This window comes from Microlunatus ginsengisoli (genome assembly GCF_039537205.1).
Classification (GTDB): Bacteria; Actinomycetota; Actinomycetes; order Propionibacteriales; family Propionibacteriaceae; genus Microlunatus; species Microlunatus ginsengisoli.
Genome location: NZ_BAABAB010000050.1, coordinates 182,096 through 202,677, shown reverse-complemented (window position 1 = coordinate 202,677; position 20,582 = coordinate 182,096). Strand labels below are relative to the sequence as shown.

18 protein-coding genes and 2 tRNA genes are annotated in these 20,582 nt (G+C 70.0%); 12 read left to right on the top strand and 8 right to left on the bottom strand.

What is annotated here, in order from left to right:
* The first annotated feature begins 17 nt into the window (after nt 1–17).
* A tRNA-Ala gene (locus ABD747_RS24300) sits at nt 18–90 on the top strand.
* Between the two features lie 164 nt (nt 91–254).
* Here ABD747_RS24300 and ABD747_RS24295 read toward each other — a convergent pair.
* The gene (locus ABD747_RS24295) at nt 255–995 is read right to left on the bottom strand and encodes an MgtC/SapB family protein (protein WP_344809567.1); all 741 of its coding nucleotides are present in this window, start codon (nt 993–995) and stop codon (nt 255–257) included.
* 143 nt (nt 996–1,138) lie between these two features.
* Between ABD747_RS24295 and ABD747_RS24290 the strand changes: the two genes are divergently transcribed.
* The gene (locus ABD747_RS24290) at nt 1,139–1,519 is read left to right on the top strand and encodes a VOC family protein (protein WP_425562579.1); all 381 of its coding nucleotides are present in this window, start codon (nt 1,139–1,141) and stop codon (nt 1,517–1,519) included.
* A 278-nt stretch (nt 1,520–1,797) separates the two neighbouring features.
* Here ABD747_RS24290 and ABD747_RS24285 read toward each other — a convergent pair whose 3' ends face one another.
* A complete protein-coding gene (locus ABD747_RS24285; protein ID WP_344809565.1) occupies nt 1,798–2,208 on the bottom strand; it encodes a cupin domain-containing protein in 411 nt (136 codons plus the stop codon).
* 239 nt (nt 2,209–2,447) lie between these two features.
* Between ABD747_RS24285 and ABD747_RS24280 the strand changes: the two genes are divergently transcribed.
* Complete coding sequence (locus ABD747_RS24280; protein WP_344809563.1) at nt 2,448–2,780, top strand: cupin domain-containing protein; 333 nt, start codon at nt 2,448–2,450, stop codon at nt 2,778–2,780.
* Nucleotides 2,781–2,908: 128 nt separating this feature from the next.
* Here the strand turns inward: ABD747_RS24280 and ABD747_RS24275 are convergent, their stop codons facing one another.
* A complete protein-coding gene (locus ABD747_RS24275) occupies nt 2,909–4,351 on the bottom strand; it encodes a hypothetical protein (protein WP_344809561.1) in 1,443 nt (480 codons plus the stop codon).
* A gap of 240 nt (nt 4,352–4,591) precedes the next feature.
* Between ABD747_RS24275 and ABD747_RS24270 the strand changes: the two genes are divergently transcribed.
* Nucleotides 4,592–7,036, top strand: a complete 2,445-nt coding sequence (locus ABD747_RS24270; RefSeq protein WP_344809559.1) for an immune inhibitor A domain-containing protein — start codon at nt 4,592–4,594, stop codon at nt 7,034–7,036.
* Nucleotides 7,037–7,131: 95 nt separating this feature from the next.
* Here ABD747_RS24270 and ABD747_RS24265 read toward each other — a convergent pair whose 3' ends face one another.
* Together ABD747_RS24265 and rsmI are read right to left on the bottom strand one after the other, a co-directional pair.
* On the bottom strand, nt 7,132–8,706 hold the full coding sequence (locus ABD747_RS24265; RefSeq protein WP_425562581.1) for a dolichyl-phosphate-mannose--protein mannosyltransferase: 1,575 nt from the start codon (nt 8,704–8,706) through the stop codon (nt 7,132–7,134).
* A 191-nt stretch (nt 8,707–8,897) separates the two neighbouring features.
* Entirely contained in the window at nt 8,898–9,734 is an 837-nt protein-coding gene (rsmI, locus tag ABD747_RS24260; protein ID WP_344809557.1) for a 16S rRNA (cytidine(1402)-2'-O)-methyltransferase, read from the bottom strand.
* 114 nt (nt 9,735–9,848) lie between these two features.
* Here rsmI and ABD747_RS24255 point away from each other — a divergent pair, with 114 nt between their 5' ends.
* The 6 genes from ABD747_RS24255 to ABD747_RS24230 all read left to right on the top strand — a co-directional run bounded on the left by ABD747_RS24255 (nt 9,849) and on the right by ABD747_RS24230 (nt 15,928).
* Nucleotides 9,849–10,682: a TatD family hydrolase gene (locus ABD747_RS24255; RefSeq protein WP_344809555.1), complete on the top strand. Its 834-nt coding sequence runs from the start codon at nt 9,849–9,851 to the stop codon at nt 10,680–10,682.
* A 29-nt stretch (nt 10,683–10,711) separates the two neighbouring features.
* Nucleotides 10,712–11,341: a nitroreductase family protein gene (locus ABD747_RS24250; RefSeq protein ID WP_344809553.1), complete on the top strand. Its 630-nt coding sequence runs from the start codon at nt 10,712–10,714 to the stop codon at nt 11,339–11,341.
* 144 nt (nt 11,342–11,485) lie between these two features.
* Entirely contained in the window at nt 11,486–12,607 is a 1,122-nt protein-coding gene (locus ABD747_RS24245) for a ubiquitin-like domain-containing protein (protein ID WP_344809551.1), read from the top strand.
* Nucleotides 12,608–12,701: 94 nt separating this feature from the next.
* Complete coding sequence (gene rsmA / locus ABD747_RS24240) at nt 12,702–13,577, top strand: 16S rRNA (adenine(1518)-N(6)/adenine(1519)-N(6))-dimethyltransferase RsmA (protein ID WP_344809549.1); 876 nt, start codon at nt 12,702–12,704, stop codon at nt 13,575–13,577.
* Nucleotides 13,578–13,762: 185 nt separating this feature from the next.
* On the top strand, nt 13,763–14,689 hold the full coding sequence (locus ABD747_RS24235; RefSeq protein WP_344809547.1) for a 4-(cytidine 5'-diphospho)-2-C-methyl-D-erythritol kinase: 927 nt from the start codon (nt 13,763–13,765) through the stop codon (nt 14,687–14,689).
* 39 nt (nt 14,690–14,728) lie between these two features.
* Nucleotides 14,729–15,928: a low temperature requirement protein A gene (locus ABD747_RS24230; protein ID WP_344809545.1), complete on the top strand. Its 1,200-nt coding sequence runs from the start codon at nt 14,729–14,731 to the stop codon at nt 15,926–15,928.
* On the opposite strand, the gene ABD747_RS24225 is transcribed toward ABD747_RS24230, so the two are convergent.
* The 3 genes from ABD747_RS24225 to ABD747_RS24215 form a co-directional block, all read right to left on the bottom strand.
* Complete coding sequence (locus ABD747_RS24225) at nt 15,901–16,383, bottom strand: MarR family winged helix-turn-helix transcriptional regulator (RefSeq protein ID WP_344809693.1); 483 nt, start codon at nt 16,381–16,383, stop codon at nt 15,901–15,903. The two genes, ABD747_RS24230 and ABD747_RS24225, sit on opposite strands and share 28 nt — an antisense overlap.
* Nucleotides 16,384–16,684: 301 nt before the next feature.
* On the bottom strand, nt 16,685–17,896 hold the full coding sequence (locus tag ABD747_RS24220; RefSeq protein WP_344809543.1) for an MFS transporter: 1,212 nt from the start codon (nt 17,894–17,896) through the stop codon (nt 16,685–16,687).
* 287 nt (nt 17,897–18,183) lie between these two features.
* Complete coding sequence (locus tag ABD747_RS24215) at nt 18,184–18,807, bottom strand: TetR/AcrR family transcriptional regulator (protein WP_344809541.1); 624 nt, start codon at nt 18,805–18,807, stop codon at nt 18,184–18,186.
* A 182-nt stretch (nt 18,808–18,989) separates the two neighbouring features.
* On the opposite strand from ABD747_RS24215, the gene ABD747_RS24210 reads away from it, so the two are divergent.
* Together ABD747_RS24210 and glmU are read left to right on the top strand one after the other, a co-directional pair.
* Nucleotides 18,990–19,068: transfer RNA gene (locus tag ABD747_RS24210), tRNA-Gln, on the top strand.
* Between the two features lie 37 nt (nt 19,069–19,105).
* Entirely contained in the window at nt 19,106–20,581 is a 1,476-nt protein-coding gene (gene glmU, locus ABD747_RS24205; protein ID WP_344809539.1) for a bifunctional UDP-N-acetylglucosamine diphosphorylase/glucosamine-1-phosphate N-acetyltransferase GlmU, read from the top strand.
* Nucleotide 20,582: the final 1 nt, after the last annotated feature.

Here is a 20,582-nt window from a genome sequence, read left to right as displayed (position 1 = left end):
CGCGGCGACGAGCACACGGGGCTATGGCGCAGTTGGTAGCGCGTCTCGTTCGCAACGAGAAGGTCAGGGGTTCGAATCCCCTTAGCTCCACCCACCGAAAGCGAGCCCTCACCAGGGCAAATGAACACGATCCCGGCGAATCCTGCCGGTGTGCTTCCGGCTCGGCTGGCGTATCTGCCCCCCTGGCGGACCCCAGGGCGGATTCGCGCGTGGACCACGTCGATCTCGCTCGACAGCGGCAACGCGATGCGGGCTCAGTCGTCGCGGTCCGCCTCACGGATACCGACGACACCGCTCAACTCGCTGAGGGCGATCACCAGGCCCGCAGTAGCGCCCCGTCCGGACAGCCCGAGTTCGACCTGCACGATGCGGCGGTCCTCCGCGCCGTTCTCGGGTTCGGCGATCGGGATCCGGGGGTCGACGCGGATGGTGTCGAGGTGAGTCAGGGACCAGCCCTGAGTGGTGCACACGGCCACCACGTCTCTCAAGATCCCACGGCCGTCGACGTAACTACAGATCAAGTCGACGTCGTCATGCCTTCCGCGGGCGAGATATCGACCGGCCGGCGTGATGACATAGAGAACGACGAAGTACGCCGCCGTGCAGGCGATGGCCACCAGGGGCATGCCGGCCGCGGCCGCCGTCGCGATGGCTGCGACCAACCAGATCGTGGCCGCGGTCGTCAGCCCGCGAACCGCATCTCGGCGTACGAAGATCAGGCCGGCGCCCAGAAAACCGAGCCCGGACACGATCTGCGCTGCCACTCGGGACGGGTCGACCACCACACGTCCGGGTTCCAGCACGTCGTCGAACCCGTACTTGCTCACCAGGAGGAACAGGGCGGCACCCAGGCCCACCACCGTATGCGTCCGGATCCCGGCCGGTTTACGGCGAAGCTGGCGCTCCGTTCCGATCGCCGCCGACAGCAGGAGGGCAAGGCCGAGCTCGGCGAGCTGAAGCCAACCTTGGCCGTACGCGTCACCCCAGTGGAACACGACGCCACCTTCGAGTACCCATGCTGAGGCCAGTACCCACGCCCTCGGTGCCAATGCGCGGTCCAACGGTGAGGTACGGTTCTTCGCGCCGAACCGCCGACCCGGGCGTGCGGCGAAGGTTTTCATCGAGAGCAGGTGTCGCGATGGCATGTCGGATCAGTGAGCTGGTGCTCGGCTGCCGGGATCCGGAGCTGTTGGCCGGGTTCTGGTGCGCGGTGCTGGACTTCGTCGTGCTCGATCGGGAGGCGGACGGTTCGATCGAGATCGGGCCGCGAGAAGGGTTCGGTGGCCCGCAGCCGACCATCATCCTCAGCCGTCGCGAGGAGCCGGAGCCGGGCAAGTCACGGCTGCACCTCGACGTGAACGCCACCGATCGCGATCAGGACGCCGAGCTCGAGCGGCTGCTGTCCCTCGGAGCGCGTCCGGCCGACATCGGTCAGACCGGCGAGGAGCAGTGGCACGTCCTTGCCGACCCCGAGGGCAACGAGTTCTGCCTGTTGCGGGCCAGGCTCAGCCCGCTGTGAGGCGTACCCGATGACCTCATGGATCCTCGGATCCTCTATGGGTCGTCGGATTCCGGACAGGGGATCCGAACTGCTCCAAATCCGAAATCCGGGGGATCGGGAGTGCCGAGGGGGGCACCTGAGCGCTAGGAGCGCTGAAGCCGGGGAATCCTGCGTACCGGCGGCTAGCCGGACTTCGGATCCTAGCCGGAGTTCGGATCCCTTGGGGGCCGTCGGATCCGGTGGACCGGATCCGACGACTCACAGGGGATCCGAGATCTGAGGGGAGGGCGACGCGGTCACGACCCGCGGGGGCCCGGGGGTTCGAGGACGAGTGATTGGCGGCGCGGGTGGACGGTCAGGTAGCGCAGCCCCGCGCGACCGGCGGTGATCTGACGCTGCGAGCGGCGGGGGAGCCAGATCAAGTCACCGGGGTTGAGGTCGACGTAGCCGGATTCGGTCGTCAGCCGGCCGGAGCCGGCGATCACGTGCATCATCACGTCCAGGTCGGGCCCCCAGTGCTTCTGGATGATCGTGCCGGCCGGCAACGCGATCACGTTCGCGTCCAGGTGGCGTTCGGCCGTTTCGAGCTTCCAGATCGCACCGGCCGCGTCGTCGCGGGCGGCTTCGGCCGCTCGGCCGGTGTTGATCAACAACCTCGGCTCGCTCTCGGCGGGAACCGCCATCTCTGCCTCCCGGTCCATTGTCACGATGTCAAACTGTATGAAGTCTCGCCCCGACCGGACGAAGGCTCGAGGCACTCGATCCGGAGCGCGCACCCGGACACCGTGCGGTAGGTCGTGGCGCTCGCGGTCGGCGGGACCGGGTCTGCTGGACTCGCGGCTGACCCCGCGGTCCGGTCACGGACGCCCCGGTGGAGACTCTGGGCAGCGATCGCACGTCCATCCGGCGTACGTGCTGATCGACCGAGGATCCGAAGGAGACCACGATGCAGTCGGTATCGCTGTCCACTCTCGCCGACGAACAGCTGGCCGTTGCCCGGGATGCCCCGGCGAGGCGCGCGGCGCACACTGTTCACGGCGGTCAGGGGTGCGACCTGAGGCAGGCGGTCCTCGCCCTGCTGGCCGGTTGTGAGTTGCGCGACCACGAGAGTCCGGGCGAGGCCACCCTGCAGGTCCTGCGGGGCCAGGTGAAGCTCTCGACCGCCACCGAGACGTGGGAGGGCGGCGCCGGTGACCTCGTCACGATTCCCGCGGGGCGGCACTCGCTGGCCGCGATCGAGGACGCGGCGGTCGTTCTGACCGTAGTCCGGGCGCACTAACCGGCTAAGCCACGGGTCCGGCGCGGGGATCCCTGATTTCGTCCCTCCAGTGCCGGCCACCTCGGCGAATCCGAGGGGGCAGGCGGCGCTGAGGGGAGAGAATCAGGGTCGGCCATCCACGGCCCGGTTCACTGACCAGATATGCCGGCCGGGAGGGGCACGGTCGGGTCACCGCCGGTCGGGTGGTCGCCCGCCGGGCCGCCCCGATCGACCGGGTCGACCTGATCGGCCGACGTAGCCGTGGGTGGGCGCTCCACCAGGCTGAGGACGATCAGCACGATCAGCGCAACGACCAGCGTGGCGATGATCTCGCCGATGCTGAGCGGGCGGAGCAGCAGCAGGGCCGCGGCGGCACCCAGCCCGACGACGGTCTGCACGACCTTGCGCTGGGCGTACAGCCAGTCGCCGACCTTGCCCGTCGTGACGCCGCGCGACTCGGCGGAACCGCGCAGGCTCGCCACGCCGTCGAGATACAGGCCGCGGAGCCGCCGAGGCGCCGCGAACGGGCCGAACATCCAGCCGACGATCGCCACCACCACGGCGAGCACCAGCGTGACCGTCGCGGTGTCCTTCATCGGGGTCACCACGGTGTCGTAGAGCAGCGTCGTGACGTTGGACGGCACCACGCTCGGTGGCAGCGTGGTCAGCAGCACGGCGCGTCCGGTGACGAAACCGGTCAGCAGGACGATCATCCCCAGCGCGAGGCCGACGGCGGCCCAGATCAGGGTCCGGGCCCGCCGCTTGGCGACCAGGACGCCGGCGGTGAGCAGGATGAGCGCGACCCACGGAAGCCAGGTGCCGCCCGCCACGACGGCCCGGTACGCCACCTGGGCCGTCGGCAGGTTCTCCGCCTGCGCGATCGGGATGGTCCGGTTGACGTCAGGGATCCGCGAGGCCACCGTGATGCCGCGATCGATCAGGGACTGCTTGATCTGCGCGATGATCGGCCCGATCTCGATCCCGATGGTGCCGTCGGTCTGCGCCTTGAGCAGGGCATTCGGGTCGTTGCTCAAGGTGGCGGTCAGCTGGGCGTGGCTGACTCGCAAGGCCTCCTGCCAGGCGGTCGCGAAGGCGTCGGAGGCGACGAACGTCTCCACGCCGCGCTGCATTATGGACTCGATCCCCTGGGCGGCCGGCGCCTTCAGCAGGTCAAGCGCCTCCCCGACCCGGGGCCGGACGCCGAGGGACTTGATGCCGTCGATCACCTCGCCGGTGAGGGAGTCGACGTCGATGTTCTTGTTGACGACGTCCATGGTCTGGGCGACGACGTAGGCCTGGACGGCCGGGTCCTTGGCCAGCGGTGCGTACGTCGCGACGAAGTTGTCGGTGTCGGTCAGGGTCGCGCGCGCCCAGCCGGAGACGATGGCGAGCGGGGCGAGGACGCAGCCGAGCACGATCAGGATCACGGCGACGAACGGTCGCCAGCGTCCGGTCTTGCGGGCGGTGTACGTGGAGGCGGCGACGGCGGTCGTGTCCGGCGGAGCGGCGACCCGGTCCCGCAGGACCCGGTTCTCAGCCTCCAGCGCGGCGACGCGCGCCTGCAGATCCGCTGTCGAGATGTCGTCGCCCATGGTGTGACCAGCCTTTCCGGATGACGCCCAGCGCGTTCGTCCCCGATCGTCACACCCTGACACGGCCGTACCACTGCCCACATCAACCTCAACGGGTGATCTTGGGCGGTGCAGGTAGATAGTCCACCTATATGAGTTGATGTTGGGGAATCTCTTGCCCGGCTCATAGCGAGCCGCTTAGGGTGCCGAGAGTGTGGGCCGATCCGGCCCCCGTTCGAAACCAACCAAAAGGGGTTCGAGTTGCGAAAAGCACTGATCGGCGCCTTGGGGGTGAGTCTGACGGCCGGATTCCTGGTCGCCGTCGGCTCTCCGGCGCTCGCCAGTCCGGACGACGGCCACGGGCCGGCCGCCAAACCGGCGACCGCCGTCGTGGACGACCTGCCCAACCCGCTCGAGGACAAGCGCCGGGAGCTCCGCCAGACCGCCGTCTCCGACGTCCTCGCCGGCCGCCGGGACGCGGTCGAGAAGAACGGATCGACCGTCGTCAAGGTGGGAAAGACCAACGCCCCGCTGAGCAAGGCGGACAAGGCGAAGGTCAAGGCGGGCAAGCACGTTGCGCAGCGCAAGCGCGATCAGTACGTCGAGCTCAGCCGGGAGAAGACCGACCGGATCTTCGTCGTGCTGGCCGAGTTCGGCAACCAGCGAGATCCGAACTATCCCGACCAGGACACCGACCCGGACACGCCGGGCCCGACCGTCTTCGACGGGCCGTTGCACAACTCGATCCCCGAACCGGACCGGACCCAGGACAACTCGACGATCTGGCAGGCCGACTACAACGCGGACCACTACCGCCAGCTCTACTTCGGTGAGGGCAAGGGCGTCCAGTCGCTGAAGACCTACTACGAGAAGCAGTCCTCCGGGCGCTACAGCGTCGACGGCGAGGTCACCGACTGGGTCAAGGTGAAGTACAACGAGGCCCGGTACGGACGCAGCGACGGCTACCCCTGCTCGAGCAACGTCTGCTCCAACACCTGGGATCTGGTGCGCGACGCGCTGAACCAGTGGGTCGCCGACCAGAAGGCGAAGGGCCGGACCGACGCCGAGATCACCGCCGATCTCAAGTCCTTCGACCAGTGGGACCGCTACGACTACGACGGCGACGGCAACTTCAACGAGCCCGACGGCTACATCGACCACTTCCAGATCGTGCACGCCGGTGGGGACCAGGCCGACGGCGATCCCTACCAGGGCGAGGACGCGATCTGGTCGCATCGCTGGTACGCGTATGTGAACCAGGCCGGGATCACCGGCCCGGCCACGAACAAGCTCGGCGGCACCCAGATCGGCAACACCGGCATCTGGGTCGGCGACTACACCATCCAGCCCGAGAATGGCGGGCTCTCGGTGTTCGCGCACGAGTACGGGCACGATCTCGGTCTCCCCGATCTCTACGACACCAGCGGGCTCTCGGACGCGTCGACCGCGTGGTGGAGCCTGATGTCGCAGAGCCGGGCCTCCGCCAAGTCCGACCAGGGCATCGGTACCCGGCCGGCGGACTTCGGCGCGTGGGAGAAGCTGCAGCTGGGCTGGCTCGACTACGAGATCGGCGTTGCCGACGACTCCAGGACGTACAAGCTCGGTCCGCACGAGTACAACTCGAAGAACGCGCAGGCCCTGGTCGTCGCGCTGCCGAAGAAGTCGGTGACCTCGCAGCTGGTGCCGCCCTATGCGGGCACGCATACCTGGTGGAGTGGAACCGGCGATGACCTGAACAACTCGATGAGCCGGAGCGTCACCCTGCCGGCGGGGTCTGCGTCATTGACCTTCCAGACGCGGTACGACATCGAGGAGGGCTTCGACTACGCCTACGTCGAGGTCGACGACGGATCCGGCTGGGTGTCCTTGCCCGGCTCGATCACCAACCCGGACCCGAACGTGCACAACGGCATCGACGGGGTGGCCGCGAACTGGGTGAAGGCATCCTTCGACCTGTCGGCGTACGCGGGCAAGACGATCGGCCTGCGGATCCGTTACGTGACCGACGGCGGTGCGGCCGGAAACGACCCGAACCTGCCGAACGGGATCTTCATCGACGATCTCGCGATCACCGCGGGCGGCACGACGGTGTTCAGCGACGGCGCCGAGGACGGGGCCAACGGCTGGACACTGGCCGGCTTCGCGGCCGTCGGCGCCACCCGGACGCTGCAGTACAACCACTACTACATCGCGTCCAACCGGACGTACACCTCCTACGACCGCTACTTGAAGACCGGGCCGTACAACTTCGGTTGGGCGACGACGAGGCCGGACTGGGTCGAGCACTTCCCGTATCAGGACGGCCTGCTCATCTCCTACTGGGACACCTCCCAAAGCGACAACAACCAGGGTGAGCATCCCGGCCAGGGTCTGATCCTGCCCATCGACGCTCATCCGAACCCGATCTATCGGTTGGACGGTGCGGTCTGGCGCAACCGGGTCCAGATGTACGACGCGCCGTTCGGGTTGCAGAAGGCCGACTCGTTCACCCTGCACGTGAACGGGGATCCGAGCTACATCCGTGGCCAGGCGGCGGTGCCGACATTCGACGACACCAAGTCCTACTGGAACGCGAAGATCCCGACGTCGAGCGTGAAGGTGGCCAACGCCGGGGTGCGGCTGCGGGTGCTGGAGCAGAACGGGACCTCGATGAAGGTCCGGCTGGACCAGAGCCCGTCGGTCAGTAGCGCGGTGGCCAAGCGGTGAGCCTCGGCTGAACCAACCCGCAGAAGCGCTGGGGGCGCGTCCCGATTCGATCGGGACGCGCCCTCTGCTTTCCTACGCCGCTCGCAGACACGCGGCTAGATCCAGGAACGCAGCCACATCCGGGCGAGCCACTTCGAGTGGGGCAGCACCTGATCGGTCAGGATCGGATAGAGATAGGCGAAGTTCGCCCCGACCAGGGCGACGTAGGCCCCGGCCAGGATGCCGCCGATCATCCGCCGGTCGGTCGGCTCGTCCGGGCCGAGCAGCCGACCGAGACAGAGCGCGACAGCCATCACCGAGAACGGGATGATCACGATCGCGTAGAAGAAGAACAGCGGGCGAGCCTCGTACTGGAACCACGGCAGCCAGCCGCTGAGCACGCCGACGACCGGGATGCCGAATCGCCAGTCCCGCCCGCCGACCCACAGGATCAGCGCGGCGACCAGGGCGAACACCGCTCCCCACCACAGCGCGGGGGTGCCGATCGCGCTGATCACGCTGAGGCACTTCTCCGGTCCGGCGCAGCCGCCGGTGCCGGGCTGGATGTCGTTGACGGCGTCGATCCCGAGTGGCCGGGCGAGCACCAGCCAGCCGATCGGGTTGGCGCGATAGGTGTGCTGGGCGTTCATGATGAAGCTGCCCGTATGGAAGTTCCAGATGTCGCGCTGGTAGTGCAGGAACGACGCGAATGCGGAGCCCAGGACCCGGGTCGTGGTCGCGTCGGGGTGATCGGCGCCCCAGTGCCGGTCGTAGCCGCCGCTGGTGGCGAACCAGCCGACCCAGGTGAGGACGTACACCGCGGCGGAGAGCACGATCAGCGACACGAACGCCGGCAGCCCGTCCCGCAGCAGGGCGGTGATCGAACGACGGCCGGCCCCGGCCAGCCGGCGGGCGCCGACGTCCCAGGCCAGCGACAGCAGCGCGAACGCCGCCAGGATGTAGAGCGCGTTCCACTTGGTGCCCAGCGCGAGGCCGAAGCACAGCCCCGCGGCGATCCGCCAGGGCCGGACGATCAGCGCCGGGCCGAAGCGTCCGGCCAGGTCCGGCACGCCGGTCGTGGTCAGGTGATCGGCCAGCTTGTTGCGAAACCAGTCCCGGTCGGCCGCGAGGCAGGCCACCGCCGCGATGACGAAGAACGCCAGGAAGATGTCCAGCAGCGCGGTCCGCGACATCACGAAGGCGAGCCCGTCGAAGGTCAGCAGCAGGCCGGCGATGCCGCCGATCAGGGTCGAGCGGGAGACGCGGCGCACCAGCCGGATCGTGATCAGCACCAGCAGCGTGCCGAAGATGAGCGGGCCGACCCGCCAACCGAACGAGTTCATCCCGAACATCGCCTCGCCGGCCGCGATCAGCCATTTGCCGACCGGCGGATGGACGATGAACGAGGCGGCGTCCTTCATCACGTCCACGTTGCCGGCGACGATGGAGGCGTTCGCGTCGTCGGGCCACTGCCGCTCGTAGCCGAACCGGAGCAGCGAGTACGCGTCCTTCGCGTAGTAGGTCTCGTCGAAGACGAGCTTGTTCGGGGTCGCCAGGTTCACGAAGCGGATCGCGAACGCGATCGCGGTGATGCTCAGGGTCACGATCCAGCCGATCAGCCGGTCCGTCAGCGGCGACACCCGGAGGCGGTCGATGGTGCTGCCGACGGGCTCGGGCGGGCGCAGGCTCAGCCGCCGAGTCGCCCGTTCCGCGGCCGCCTCGTCGTCGACAGGTCGCGCCGGCGCGTCGTCGAGGAGCTCGCTGGGCACCGGCACATCTTAGGTGCGGATCATGTGCCCACCGGTGTTGACGCGTTTCTGCCGCTCGAACGCCGATTCGGGCCTGTTTCGGGCATTGGAGACGTTCGAGCGGCGGTTTCGCGTCACCCGGGGTGTTTACGCTCGAGCGCGGCGGCGTACAGGGTGTTCTTCGGGATGCCCGCGGCAGCCGCGATCTCGCCGACCGCCGCCTTGAGCCGGGCACCGTCGGCGACCAGGGCCATCACCTCGTCCACGGCGGTGGTCAGGTCGGTGGGGTCACCGGGTGCGCCGGCGACCACCAGCGTGACCTCGCCGCGGACACCGCCGGCGGCCCAGTCGCGTAGCGCCGCCAGGCCGCCGCGGACGACCTCCTCGTAGGTCTTGGTCAGCTCGCGGCAGACCGCTCCCGGCCGATCCTTGCCGAACGACTCGGCCAGCGCGGCCAGCGTCTCCGCGGTCCGGTGCGGAGCCTCGAAGAACACCATCGTGCGCGGTTCCCGGCCGAGCTCGGCGAGCCGGCGCGCCCGCTCTCCCGACTTACGCGGCAGGAACCCCTCGAAACAGAACCGGTCCACCGGGAGCCCGGAAACCGCCAGCGCGGTCAACACCGCGGACGGACCGGGGACCGCGGTGACCGGGATGCCGGCCTCGACCGCCGCGGCGACCACCCGGTAGCCGGGGTCGGAGACCGACGGCATGCCCGCGTCCGTGACGACCAGCACCCGCGCGCCGTCCTGCAGCGCCGACACCAGCTCGGCGGCCCGGGCCGCCTCGTTGCCGTCGAAGTAGGAGACGACCCTGGCCCGGGTCTGGATGCCGAGGCGGTCCAGCAGGGCGCGCAGCCGCCGGGTGTCCTCGGCCGCGACCACATCGGCGCCGGCCAGCTCGGAGCGCAGCCGCGGCGACGCGTCGTCGACCGACCCGATCGGGGTCGCCGCCAGCACCAGCACGCCGCTCACCCGCTCAGCGTGTCAGATCGGGCAGTCGCCTCGATATCGGAGTAGATCGTCGGTGGTACAACCCGAAGGATCTGCTCCGATCGTCGCTGGCGGTGCTCGGTAGAGTCGCCAGACGTGTCGCGTGAGCTTCCTCGGCTGCCCGAGCCGCTACCCGGGCCGGTGGTCGACACGCACTGTCACCTGGACGCCACCCGCGACTACTCCGGGCTGGAGCCGCAGCGGGCGTTGGAGGACGCGGCCCGGGTCAACGTCAACCGGCTGGTCGAGGTCGGCTGCGACGTGGAGAGCTCCCGCTGGGCGGTCGAGGCCGCGCAGCGCTGGGAGAGCGTCGTCGCGTCGGTGGCGATGCACCCGAACGACGCCGCGCGGCTCGGTCGAGAGGCGCTGCCGGCGGCGCTGGCGGAGATCGAGCGGCTGGCCGGCGAACCCCGGGTGCGCGCGGTGGGGGAGACCGGGCTCGACTTCTTCCGGACCCGTGACGCGGCGGGCCAGGCGATCCAGCGGGACAGCTTCGCCGCGCACATCGCCCTCGCGAAGACACATGACTTGACCCTCGTCATCCACGACCGGGACGCCCACTCCGCCGTCTTGGACGTGCTGGACGCGGAGAGCCCCCCGGAGCGGATCGTCATGCACTGCTTCTCCGGCGACGCGGCGTTCGCGACGCAGTGCCTGGACCGCGGGGCGCACCTCTCCTTCGCCGGGACCGTGACGTTCAAGGCCAACGAGCATCTCCGCGACGCGCTCCGGCTCGCCCCGCGGGACCGGATCGTGGTGGAGACCGACGCGCCCTATCTGACTCCGATGCCGTTCCGCGGCCGGCCGAACGCGTCGTACCTGATCCCGCACACGGCCAGGTTCATGGCCGAGGTGCTGTCGGTCGACCTGACCGAGCTGTGCGGGATGCTCGATGCGAACGCCGAGGCCGCCTTCGGCGGTCCGTGGTGATCTGCCGGTGAGTGCGGAGGGGAGTTGAGGTGGAGTTCAGCGAGGTGCTCCGGCGGCGGCGCAGCGTGCGCCGGTTCGACCCGGAACGGACCGTCGAGGCCGAGGCGCTCGATCGGATCCTGGCGGCCGCGCTGCGTGCTCCGACGGCGGGTCACACGCAGGGGGTGACCCTGCTGGCGCTGGACGGGCCCGATGAGGTGGCCGGCTACTGGCGGGTCACGGCCGGGGAGCCGAGCGAGGCCGACGACCGCTGGCTGCGCGGGATGCGAACCGCGCCGGTGCTGGTCACGGTCTGGACCAGCAAGGCCGCCTACCTCGAACGCTATGCCGAGCCAGACAAGGGTTGGACCGACCGGGACGAGTCGCGATGGACGGCGCCGTATTGGTGGGTCGACGCCGGGATGGCCGCGATGAACGTGCTGCTGGCGGTGGTCGACGAGGGCCTCACCGCGTGCTTCTTCGGGGTTCCGGCCGACCGGCACGACGCGGTTCGCTCGCAGCTGGGAGTGCCGGACGACCAGCTCTGCGTCGGCGTGATCGCGATCGGTCATCGCGCGCAGCAGGCCGGCGATCGCGGGTCGGCGGCCACCCGGCCGAAGCTGGACCCGGACGTACGCATCCGGCGGGGACGCTGGAACTCCGAAAAGCCTGCGCAATAGCACTCCGAGCTGGGATGATGGCAAGAATTTGGGGGGGCGTCACGCGAACCGTTATGATTCCGTGACCGATGCGGCTGGTCCCGGTGACCGTCGTCACACCGATCGGGCCCACCGACGTCAGGCGGGCCCCTGTGGGGAGTACTTGTGCGGAAGATCATCCCGGTAGTTGCTGCCGGAGTCACGGCTCTTGCCGTGGCCGGCGGCACGTTCGGCTACGTGATCGCCAACAAAGATGTCACCGTGGCGGTCGATGGGGCCGCGACCGAGGTGACGACGACCGCCGGAACCGTGGGCGAGGTCCTCGCCGATCAGGGAATCTCGGTCGGAGACCGGGACGTCGTGGCGCCCGCCCTGGACAGCCAGGTCAGCGAGGGCACCCGGATCGCCGTCCAGTTCGGCCGTCAGGTGACGGTCAAGGTCGACGGCAAGCCGCAGACCTTCTGGACCACGGCGACCAGCGTCGACCAGGCACTGACCAGCCAGGGCATCGCGGCGCCGGGGGCCAAGCTGTCCACCTCGCGCAGCACCGCGATCGGCCGCCAGGGCCTCACCTTCGACCTGGCCACCTTGAAGACCGTCACGGTCAAGGCCGGCGGCAATGCCGAGAAGATCCAGACCACCGCGACGACGGTCGGCGAGGCGCTGACCGCGGCGAAGATCACCGTGGACTCCGACGACCTGGTGAGCGCCGATCGCTCCGCGGCGGTGACCGACGGGTCGACCGTCAGCTACACCCGGGTCGATGCGAAGAACGTGACGAAGAAAGAGTCGATCGGCTACCAGACGGTCCGCAAGAACTCCTCGAAGCTCGCCAAGGGCAGCACCGTGGTCGACCAGAGCGGCAAGTCCGGCAGCAAGACCGTCGTCTATCGCGAGGTGCGTCACGACGGCAAGCTCGCGTCCCGGAAGGCCGTCAAGACCACGGTCACGTCGAAGCCCCGGACCCGGATCCTGCTGATCGGGACGAAGAAGAAGTCGTCCTCCTCGTCCTCCGGCTCGAGCGGGGGCAGCGCCCCGGCCGTCGCGTCGGGCAGTGTCTGGGACCGGCTGGCCAACTGCGAGTCCGGCGGCAACTGGCACATCAACACCGGCAACGGATTCTACGGCGGCCTGCAGTTCACGCTCAGCACCTGGCGGGCGTACGGCGGCAGCGGCCTGCCGAGCAACAACAGCCGGGAGCGGCAGATCGCGGTTGCGAAGAAGCTGCAGGCGGCGGCCGGCTGGGGCCAGTGGCCCGCCTGCTCGAGCAAGCTCGGCCTGCGCTGAGGCCCCGTCCGCCCCGAGTTGTCAGAACCTCAGCATGCCCCGGCGTGCTGAGGTTCTGACAACTCCGGCGTCGGACCGCCTAGTCTCGTCTCCCGTGGCGGATACCGGGCTGCTCGACCCATCCTCGGTCCGGGCCCTCGCGGCCGCGCTGAACCTGCGACCGACCAAGCAGCGCGGACAGAACTTCGTCATCGACGCCAACACGGTCCGCCGGATCGTCGCGGCCGCCGGCGTCGGGCCCGACGACGTCGTGCTCGAGGTGGGTCCGGGACTGGGTTCGCTGACCCTCGGCCTGCTGGAGACCGGCGCCCGGGTGGTCGCGGTCGAGATCGACGAGTTGCTGGCCGCCGCCCTGCCCGAGACCGTACGCACCCGGATGCCGGAGCGGGCGGCCGCGCTGACCGTGATCGCGGCCGACGCGATGCGGATCGAGTCGCTGCCGGTCGCACCGAGCGCCGTGGTGGCGAACCTGCCGTACAACGTGGCGGTCCCGATCCTGCTGCACCTGCTGGCACGCTTCGACAACTGGACCCGCGGGCTGGTGATGGTGCAGGCAGAGGTGGCCGAGCGCCTGGTCGCCCGACCCGGCGGCAAGATCTACGGCATTCCGTCGGTCAAGCTCGCCTGGTTCGCCGACTCGGCGTGGGCGGGCAGCGTGTCGGCCTCGGTCTTCTGGCCGGTGCCCAACGTCGAGTCCGGTCTCGTCTCGATCATCCGCCGGCCGGCACCGGAATCGCCGGCCACGCGCGAGCAGGTGTTCGCCGTGGTCGACGCCGCGTTCGCCCAACGTCGCAAGATGCTGCGCTCCGCCCTCGCCGGCACCATCGGCTCGAGCGCGGCCGCGACCGAGGTGCTGCTCGCGGCCGGAGTGGATCCGCAAGCCCGTGGCGAGGTGCTCGACCTGGCCGACTTCACCCGGATCGCCGAGCAGATCGCGGCCCGGGCCCGCCTCGACCGGCACCAGGACTAGCGGGTCCACGAGTGGTCACCTCCGGGGGTTCGTCCGGTCCAGCGCCGCATGGGCGGCGCTCCGCGGCGTTCGCGTCGTCGTCCGTAGAACACCGCTACGACCTCCTCCGCGGCCTTGCGGAGCATCCACCCCAGACACCGCTGGACCCCCGACGAACCTCCGGAGGCAACCACTAGCCTCGACTCGTGGTCTCACCGGTCCCGCCGACGTACGACAGCGTTCGCGTCCGGGTGCCCGCCAAGATCAACCTCGCGCTGAAGGTGGGTCCCCGCCGGCGCGACGGCTTCCACCCGCTGGCGACCGTCTACCACGCCGTGTCGCTGTTCGACGAGGTGACGGTTAATCGTGCGCCGCCCGGCCGGTTCAGCATCACCGTCACCGGCGAGGGGGCCGCGTCGGTGCCGCGCGACGACAGCAATCTCGCACTGCGGGCGGCCCGGCTGCTGGCCACCTCGTTCACCGACGAGTCGGTGGCCGGCGCGCGGATCGAGATCGCCAAGCAGATCCCCGTGGCGGGTGGGCTCGCCGGCGGTTCCGCCGACGGCGCCGCCTCCCTGGTCGGCTGCTCGATGCTCTGGGATCTGGACCTGTCTCCCGAGCAGCTGCGCCGGGTCGCGGCCCTGCTCGGCAGCGACGTCCCGTTCGCCATGCTCGGCGGCACGGCGATGGGCAGCGGTCGCGGCGAGGAGGTGATGCCGGCGCTGGCGCGCGGCACGTTCCACTGGGTGCTGGGCTTCGCGCACCAGGGTCTGTCGACGCCGGCGGTCTATCGTCGCTTCGACGAACTGAACCCGCGTCCGGCCGTGCCGCGGGTGCCGGTGGCGCTGATGGAGGCGCTGCGCGCGGGCGATCCGGAGGCGCTCGGTGCCGCCCTGGACAACGACCTGCAGCCGGCCGCGCTGGACCTGCAGCCCAAGTTGGGACGTACGCTCTCGGCCGGGCTGGAGCTCGGCGCCGTCGGCGCCGTCGTGTCGGGCTCCGGACCGACCATCGCGTTCCTGGCCGGGGACGAGAACGCCGCGGTCGACCTGGCGGTGGCGCTGAGCTCGGAGGGCCTGTGCCGCTCGGTCCGCCGGGCGACCGGGCCGGTGCCGGGCGCCCGGCCGATCTGAGCGCCGGCACCGGCGCCCCCGCTCGCTAGGGTGACCGGGGTGAGCGCCACCGCCCCGATCAAGTTCGTCCGCGCCCTCTCACCGCGCGACCCGCACGAGCCGCACCGGGTCTCGACGCCGCTCGAACTGCTCACCGATCTGTGCTTCGTGGTCGCCGTCGCGCAGGCCTCGGCCGGCCTGCACCACGCCATCGCCGAGGACCACGTCGGGCACGGTCTGATCAGCTTCGGGATCGCGTTCTTCGGGATCTGGTGGACCTGGCTGAACTTCACCTGGTTCGCGTCGGCGTACGACAACGACGACGTGATCTATCGGCTGCTGACCATCCTGCAGATCATCGGCGTGCTGGTGCTGGCGGCGGGCGTCCCGGGCTTCTTCTCCGACGAGTTCGTGCTGCCCGTGGTCGGCTACGTGATCATGCGGATCGCGCTGGTGATCCAGTGGCTGCGTGCCTCCCGCGGCGACCCGCGCACGCGGGAGACCTGCCGGCGCTATGCGCTCGGCCTGGTGGTGGTCCAGCTGCTCTGGGTCGGCTTCTTGTTCGTCCCGCACGAGTTCCAGCTGTTCGTCTTTCTGCCGATCGCGGTGCTGGACATGGCGGTTCCGGTCTGGGCGGAGCGGCGGGGCGAGACGCCCTGGCATCCCGAGCACATCGCCGACCGCTATGCCGCGTTCTTCATCATCGTGCTCGGCGAGTCGATCCTCGCCGCGACGCTGGCCATCCAGGGTGCCTGGACCGACCTCGACCACGCCGCCGACGCGCTTGTCGTGCTGATCGGCGGGGTGCTGATCGTGTTCGGCATGTGGTGGCTCTATTTCGCCCGGGATGCCAGCGCGGTGCTGGAACGGGTGCGTACCCAGGGCACCAGGTTCGAGTACGTCTGGGGGTTCGGCCACTACTTCATCTTCGCCTCGGGGGCGGCGATCGGGGCCGGCCTCGCCGTCCGGGCGGAGTTCTGGGCCCATCCGGACGAGGTCCCGGCGCTGGCCTCCGCTGCCGCGGTGACGATGCCGATCGCGGTCTTGATGACGGCGCTGTACGTCCTCCAGCTGCGCCAGCACGACCGCTCGGCGCGGGCCGCGCTGCCGTTCGCGATCGCCATCGTGCTGACCCTCGCCTGCACGTTCACCAGCTTCCCGGAGCTGTTCGCCGGGATGGTCGTGGTGGCGCTGCTGGTCACCGAGCTCCGCCAGGTGGCGCGCACGTCCGCTCAGTCGGTGCCGGCGCCGGGGTCGTAGCGCAGCAGCAGCCGGCGCAGCGACCCGGCCAGGTCGTCGCACTGCTCGGCGGTGAGCGAGCCCAGGATGCCGTGCTCCGCGCCGAGCAGGTCCGACAGGGCCGCGTCGACGTGTTCGCGTCCGGCCGCGGTGAGCGTGACCAGCACCCCGCGCCGGTCGTCGGGATGCACCGCGCGCGACACCAGCCCGCGCGCCGCGAGCCGGTCGACCCGGTTGGTCATGGTGCCGGAGGTGACCATCGTCTGCCGGACGAGCTGGCCGGGGGTCAGCTGGTAGGGCTCGCCGGCCCGCCGCAGCGCGGCCAGCACGTCGAACTCCCAGGTCTCGAGCTGATGGGCGGCGAAGGCACGGCTGCGCTCCCGGTCCAGGTGGCGGGCCAGCCGGGTGACGCGGGACAGCACCCGCATCGGCTCCACGTCGAGGTCGGGTCGCTCCCGTCGCCAGGCCGCGACGATGTGGTCGACCTCGTCGGGGACGACACCGTCGGGCGGACCCCCATCCGGCCCGTCTGGCGCATCCGGCCCGTCTGGCGCGTCCGGTCCGTCCGGCCCGTCCAGATCGTCCGGCTCGCCGGGGTCGGAGTGGGGCGCGGTCACGAAACGCAGTCTAGGGTCGCGCGGTCGGGTGGCCTCGACGTACACGATGCAGGCCCGGGCGCGCCCGACGTTCGCATACCTCGCGCGACTCTGCACACGATAGTGCTTGTGCGGAGTCGGACAGGGTGTGCGAACTCCGCAAGAGCGGGACCGGCCCGGCTCAGTGCTCGCTCGGGGCGAGGTCGGTGTCGGTCCTCGGCATGGTGGCGGCGAGCGCGACGATGCCCGCGCAGAGCACCGCCGGGATGATCATCGCGTGGTGCAGCCCGAGGTGGTTGACCAGGAAGCCGACCACGGCCGGGCCGGCCAGGAACGCGGCATAGCCGAAGGTGACGACCACCGCCAGCACCCGGCCGCCGCCGATGTGCCCGGCGGAGGCGTACACCTGGGGGGCGATCATGCCGACCCCGAACCCGACCAGCGCCCAGCCGGCCAGCAGGAACGGCAGCCCGCTGACCAGGGTGACGGTCAGGTAGCCGACCGCGGCGCAGGCGCCGCCGAAGCGGACCACCGCGCGCCGGCCGAAACGGGCCACCAGCCGGTCGCCGAGCAGGCGGATGATCACCATGAAGCCGGTCACCGCGACCAGGCCGAGCGAACCGGTGGTCGAGTCGACGTTCGCCACCTCGGTGACGTGCAGTGCCGACCAGTCCGTCGCCGTACCCTCCGACAGGCCGAACGCCAGCGCCATGATCGCGAGCAGCCAGGCGATCCGCGGGATCTTGGTCCGCACACCGTCGACCTTGTGCTGCACGGTCGCCGCCTGCGGGGTGATCCGGACGGCGATCACCAAGACGACGGCGGCGATCGAGGCCAGCGTGATCATCACCGGCGCGACGATCGACCCACCGGTCAGCCCGAACAGGGTCGCCGTGATCAGTACCGAGCCGGCGCCGACGAAGCTGCCGAGCGACCAGAAGGCGTGGAATGAGCTCATGATCGGCTTGCGGCGGGCGGCCTCGACCTGGACGCCCAGAGCGTTCATGGCGACGTCCATCGCGCCGTTGCCGAGACCGATGAAGACCGCACCGAGAACCGCGATCGGAAAGCTGGTGGCCAGCGAGAAGGTCACCGCGGCGGCGATCAGCAGCGGCAGGGCGGCCAGCGAGACCTTGCGGGCGCCGATCGAGTCGGCCAGCCGGCCGCCGATTTGCATCGAGGCGATCCCGGCGAGGCTGCCGCAGAACAGCATGATCGCGATATGGGTGGCGTCGATGCCGACCCGGTCGCGGATCGAGGGAAGCGTGCCGCCGTAGCCGCCAAGGATCATCCCGTTCACCGCGAACAGCACGGTGACCGCCACGGCGGCGCGCGTTCGCGCCAGCGAGGCGGTCAGGTCGGTAGTCGGTGCGAGAGTGGACGTGGAGGTCATCGGCGGGCCCTGAGATCGTGAACTTAATCGTTACAGAAAACTGTACGTGATGGTTGCGCCGTTGGCAATTTCGCGCGCTCCGGCTACGCGCGCCGAGCTTGTCGAGGCGCAGGGGCCGGGTGCCCTTCGACAGGCTCAGGGCACATTTCCGGCTACGTGCGCTGAGCTTGTCGAAGCGCGGTGGTGGTGCCCTTCGACCGGCTCAGGGCACATTTCCGGCTACGTGCGCTGAGCCTGTCGAAGCGCGCTGGTGGTGTCCTTCGACCGGCTCAGGGCACGTTTCGGGGTCAGCGGCGAGTGAGGAGGCGGGGCTTCGGTTCCAGCTTGCTCAAGCCGTTCCAGGCCAGGTTGACCACGTGCGCGGCGACCTCGGACTTCTTCGGGCGGCGGGCGTCGAGCCACCACTGGCCGGTCAGGGCGACCATGCCGACGAGCATCTGGGCATACATCGGGGCGGTCTTCGCCTCCAGCCCGCGGCTGCGGAACTCCGCCACCAAGATCCCTTCCACCTGGGACGCGATGTCGCTCAGCAGGCTGGCGAACGAGCCGGTGGACTGGCCGACCGAGGAGTCGCGGGAGAGGATGCGGAAGCCGTCGGTGTTGCTCTCGATGTAGTCCAGCAGCGCGAGCGCCGCCCGCTCGATCAGCTCCCGCTGCCGGTTCTCCGGGTTGGCGTCGGCCAGCGTCTCGGCGGTCAGCGAGGACAAGATGCCGTCCAGCAGGGTGTTCACCTCGCGGTCCACCACGACCGCGTACAGGCCCTCCTTGCCGCCGAAGTGCTCGTACACGATCGGCTTGCTGACCTGGGCCTTCGCGGCGATCTCCTCGACCGAGGTGCCCTCGTAACCGCGCGCGGCGAACAACTCGCGCGCCACGTCGATCAGCTGCTCGCGGCGCTCCGCACTGGTCATCCGTACCCGCGACGGTCGGCGCGCACGGGTGGGATCTTTCGACGACGTACTGCGTGCGGCGGCCATAGCCTCCCAGTCTCAGCGCTGCGCGCCCGCTCGGCAAACCCGGCGCGGCCGAGCGCGGAGCCGCCGGCATGCGTACGCTGTCGGTTGCGATCGTGCCGTCCGGCGCGGTCGTACGATCCCCGGTTGGTCTGTCGGCAGGGCCCGCCTGACTTTGAATCAGGACTAGCGACGTAGGTTCGACTCCTACCCGGGGAGCGCAGGCCCCGTTCGACCGCTCGAGGAGAAGCCACCGGTGACCGAACCCGACGACTCCGTCCGTTCCTCCTCATCGCAACCGCCGGTGGGCGCCGTCGTCATCCTCGCCGCCGGCGAGGGCACCCGAATGAAGTCGAGCCGATCGAAGCTGCTGCACGAGCTCGGCGGCCACTCGATGCTGAGCTATGCGATCGACGCCGCAACCGCGCTGCAGCCGGAGCGCATCGTGGTCGTCGTCGGGCATCTCCGCGACCAGGTCGAGGCCCACCTGGCCGAGGTGGCCCCGCACGTGATCGTCGCCGTGCAGGGGAGCGACGCCTACGGCACCGGCTATGCCGTCCGCTGCGCGCTCGACGTGCTCGGCGACGTACACGGCGAGGTCGTGGTGACCTATGGCGACGTGCCGCTGCTGACCAGCGAGACGCTGGCGGGCCTGGTCGCGGACCACCGCCGCAGCGCCTCGGCAGCCACCGTGCTCACCGCGAACGTCCCCGACCCGACGGGATACGGCCGGGTCGTGCGCGACGACGACGGCCTGGTCGGCCGGATCGTGGAGCACAAGGACGCCACCACCGATCAGCTCGGGATCAGCGAGATCAACTCGGGCATCTACGTCTTCGCGGCCGAGACCCTGGTCCAGGGGCTGGCCGAGATCACCAGCGACAACGCGTCCGGGGAGTTGTATCTCACCGACGTCGTCACGGTCGCCGGCCGGCACGGCCAGCCGGTGGCGGCCCACCTGATCGACGACCTGTGGCAGACCGAGGGGATCAACGACCGGATCCAGCTCGCCCGGATGAACGCCGAGCTCAACCGGCGGACGCTGGAGAAGTGGATGCGGGCCGGAGTGACCGTGATCGACCCGGCGACCACCTGGGTCCACGCCTCGGTCGACCTGGCCGCCGACGTCACGCTGCACCCGAACACGTCGCTGGAGGGTGCGACCTCCGTCGGTGCCGGTGCGACCATCGGGCCGGACACCACGCTGGTCGACGTGGAAGTCGGAGAGGGCGCCACCGTGATCCGCACCCACGGCTCGCTGGCGGTGATCGGTGCCGGGGCCGGCGTCGGCCCGTTCGCCTTCCTCCGCCCCGGCACCCAGCTGGGGGAGGGCGGCAAGATCGGCACGTTCGTGGAGACGAAGAACGCCCAGATCGGCGCGGGGGCGAAGGTTCCCCACCTGAGCTATGTCGGCGACGCCGTGATCGGCGAGAACGCCAACATCGGTGCCGGGGTGATCTTCGCCAACTACGACGGCGTCACGAAGTCGACCTCGACCGTCGGCCGCGCCAGCTTCGTCGGCAGCAATTCGGTGCTCGCCGCCCCGGTGAACATCGCCGACGGGGCGTACGTCGCCGCCGGGTCCGCGGTGACCAACGACGTCGGCGTCGGGGAGCTCGGGGTGAGCCGTGCCCGGCAGCGGAACATCCCCGGCTGGGTCGTCCGGAAGCGGGCCGGGACCAAGACGGCCGCCGCGGCCGAGGCGGCGGCCGATGAAAGGCTTCACCCATGAC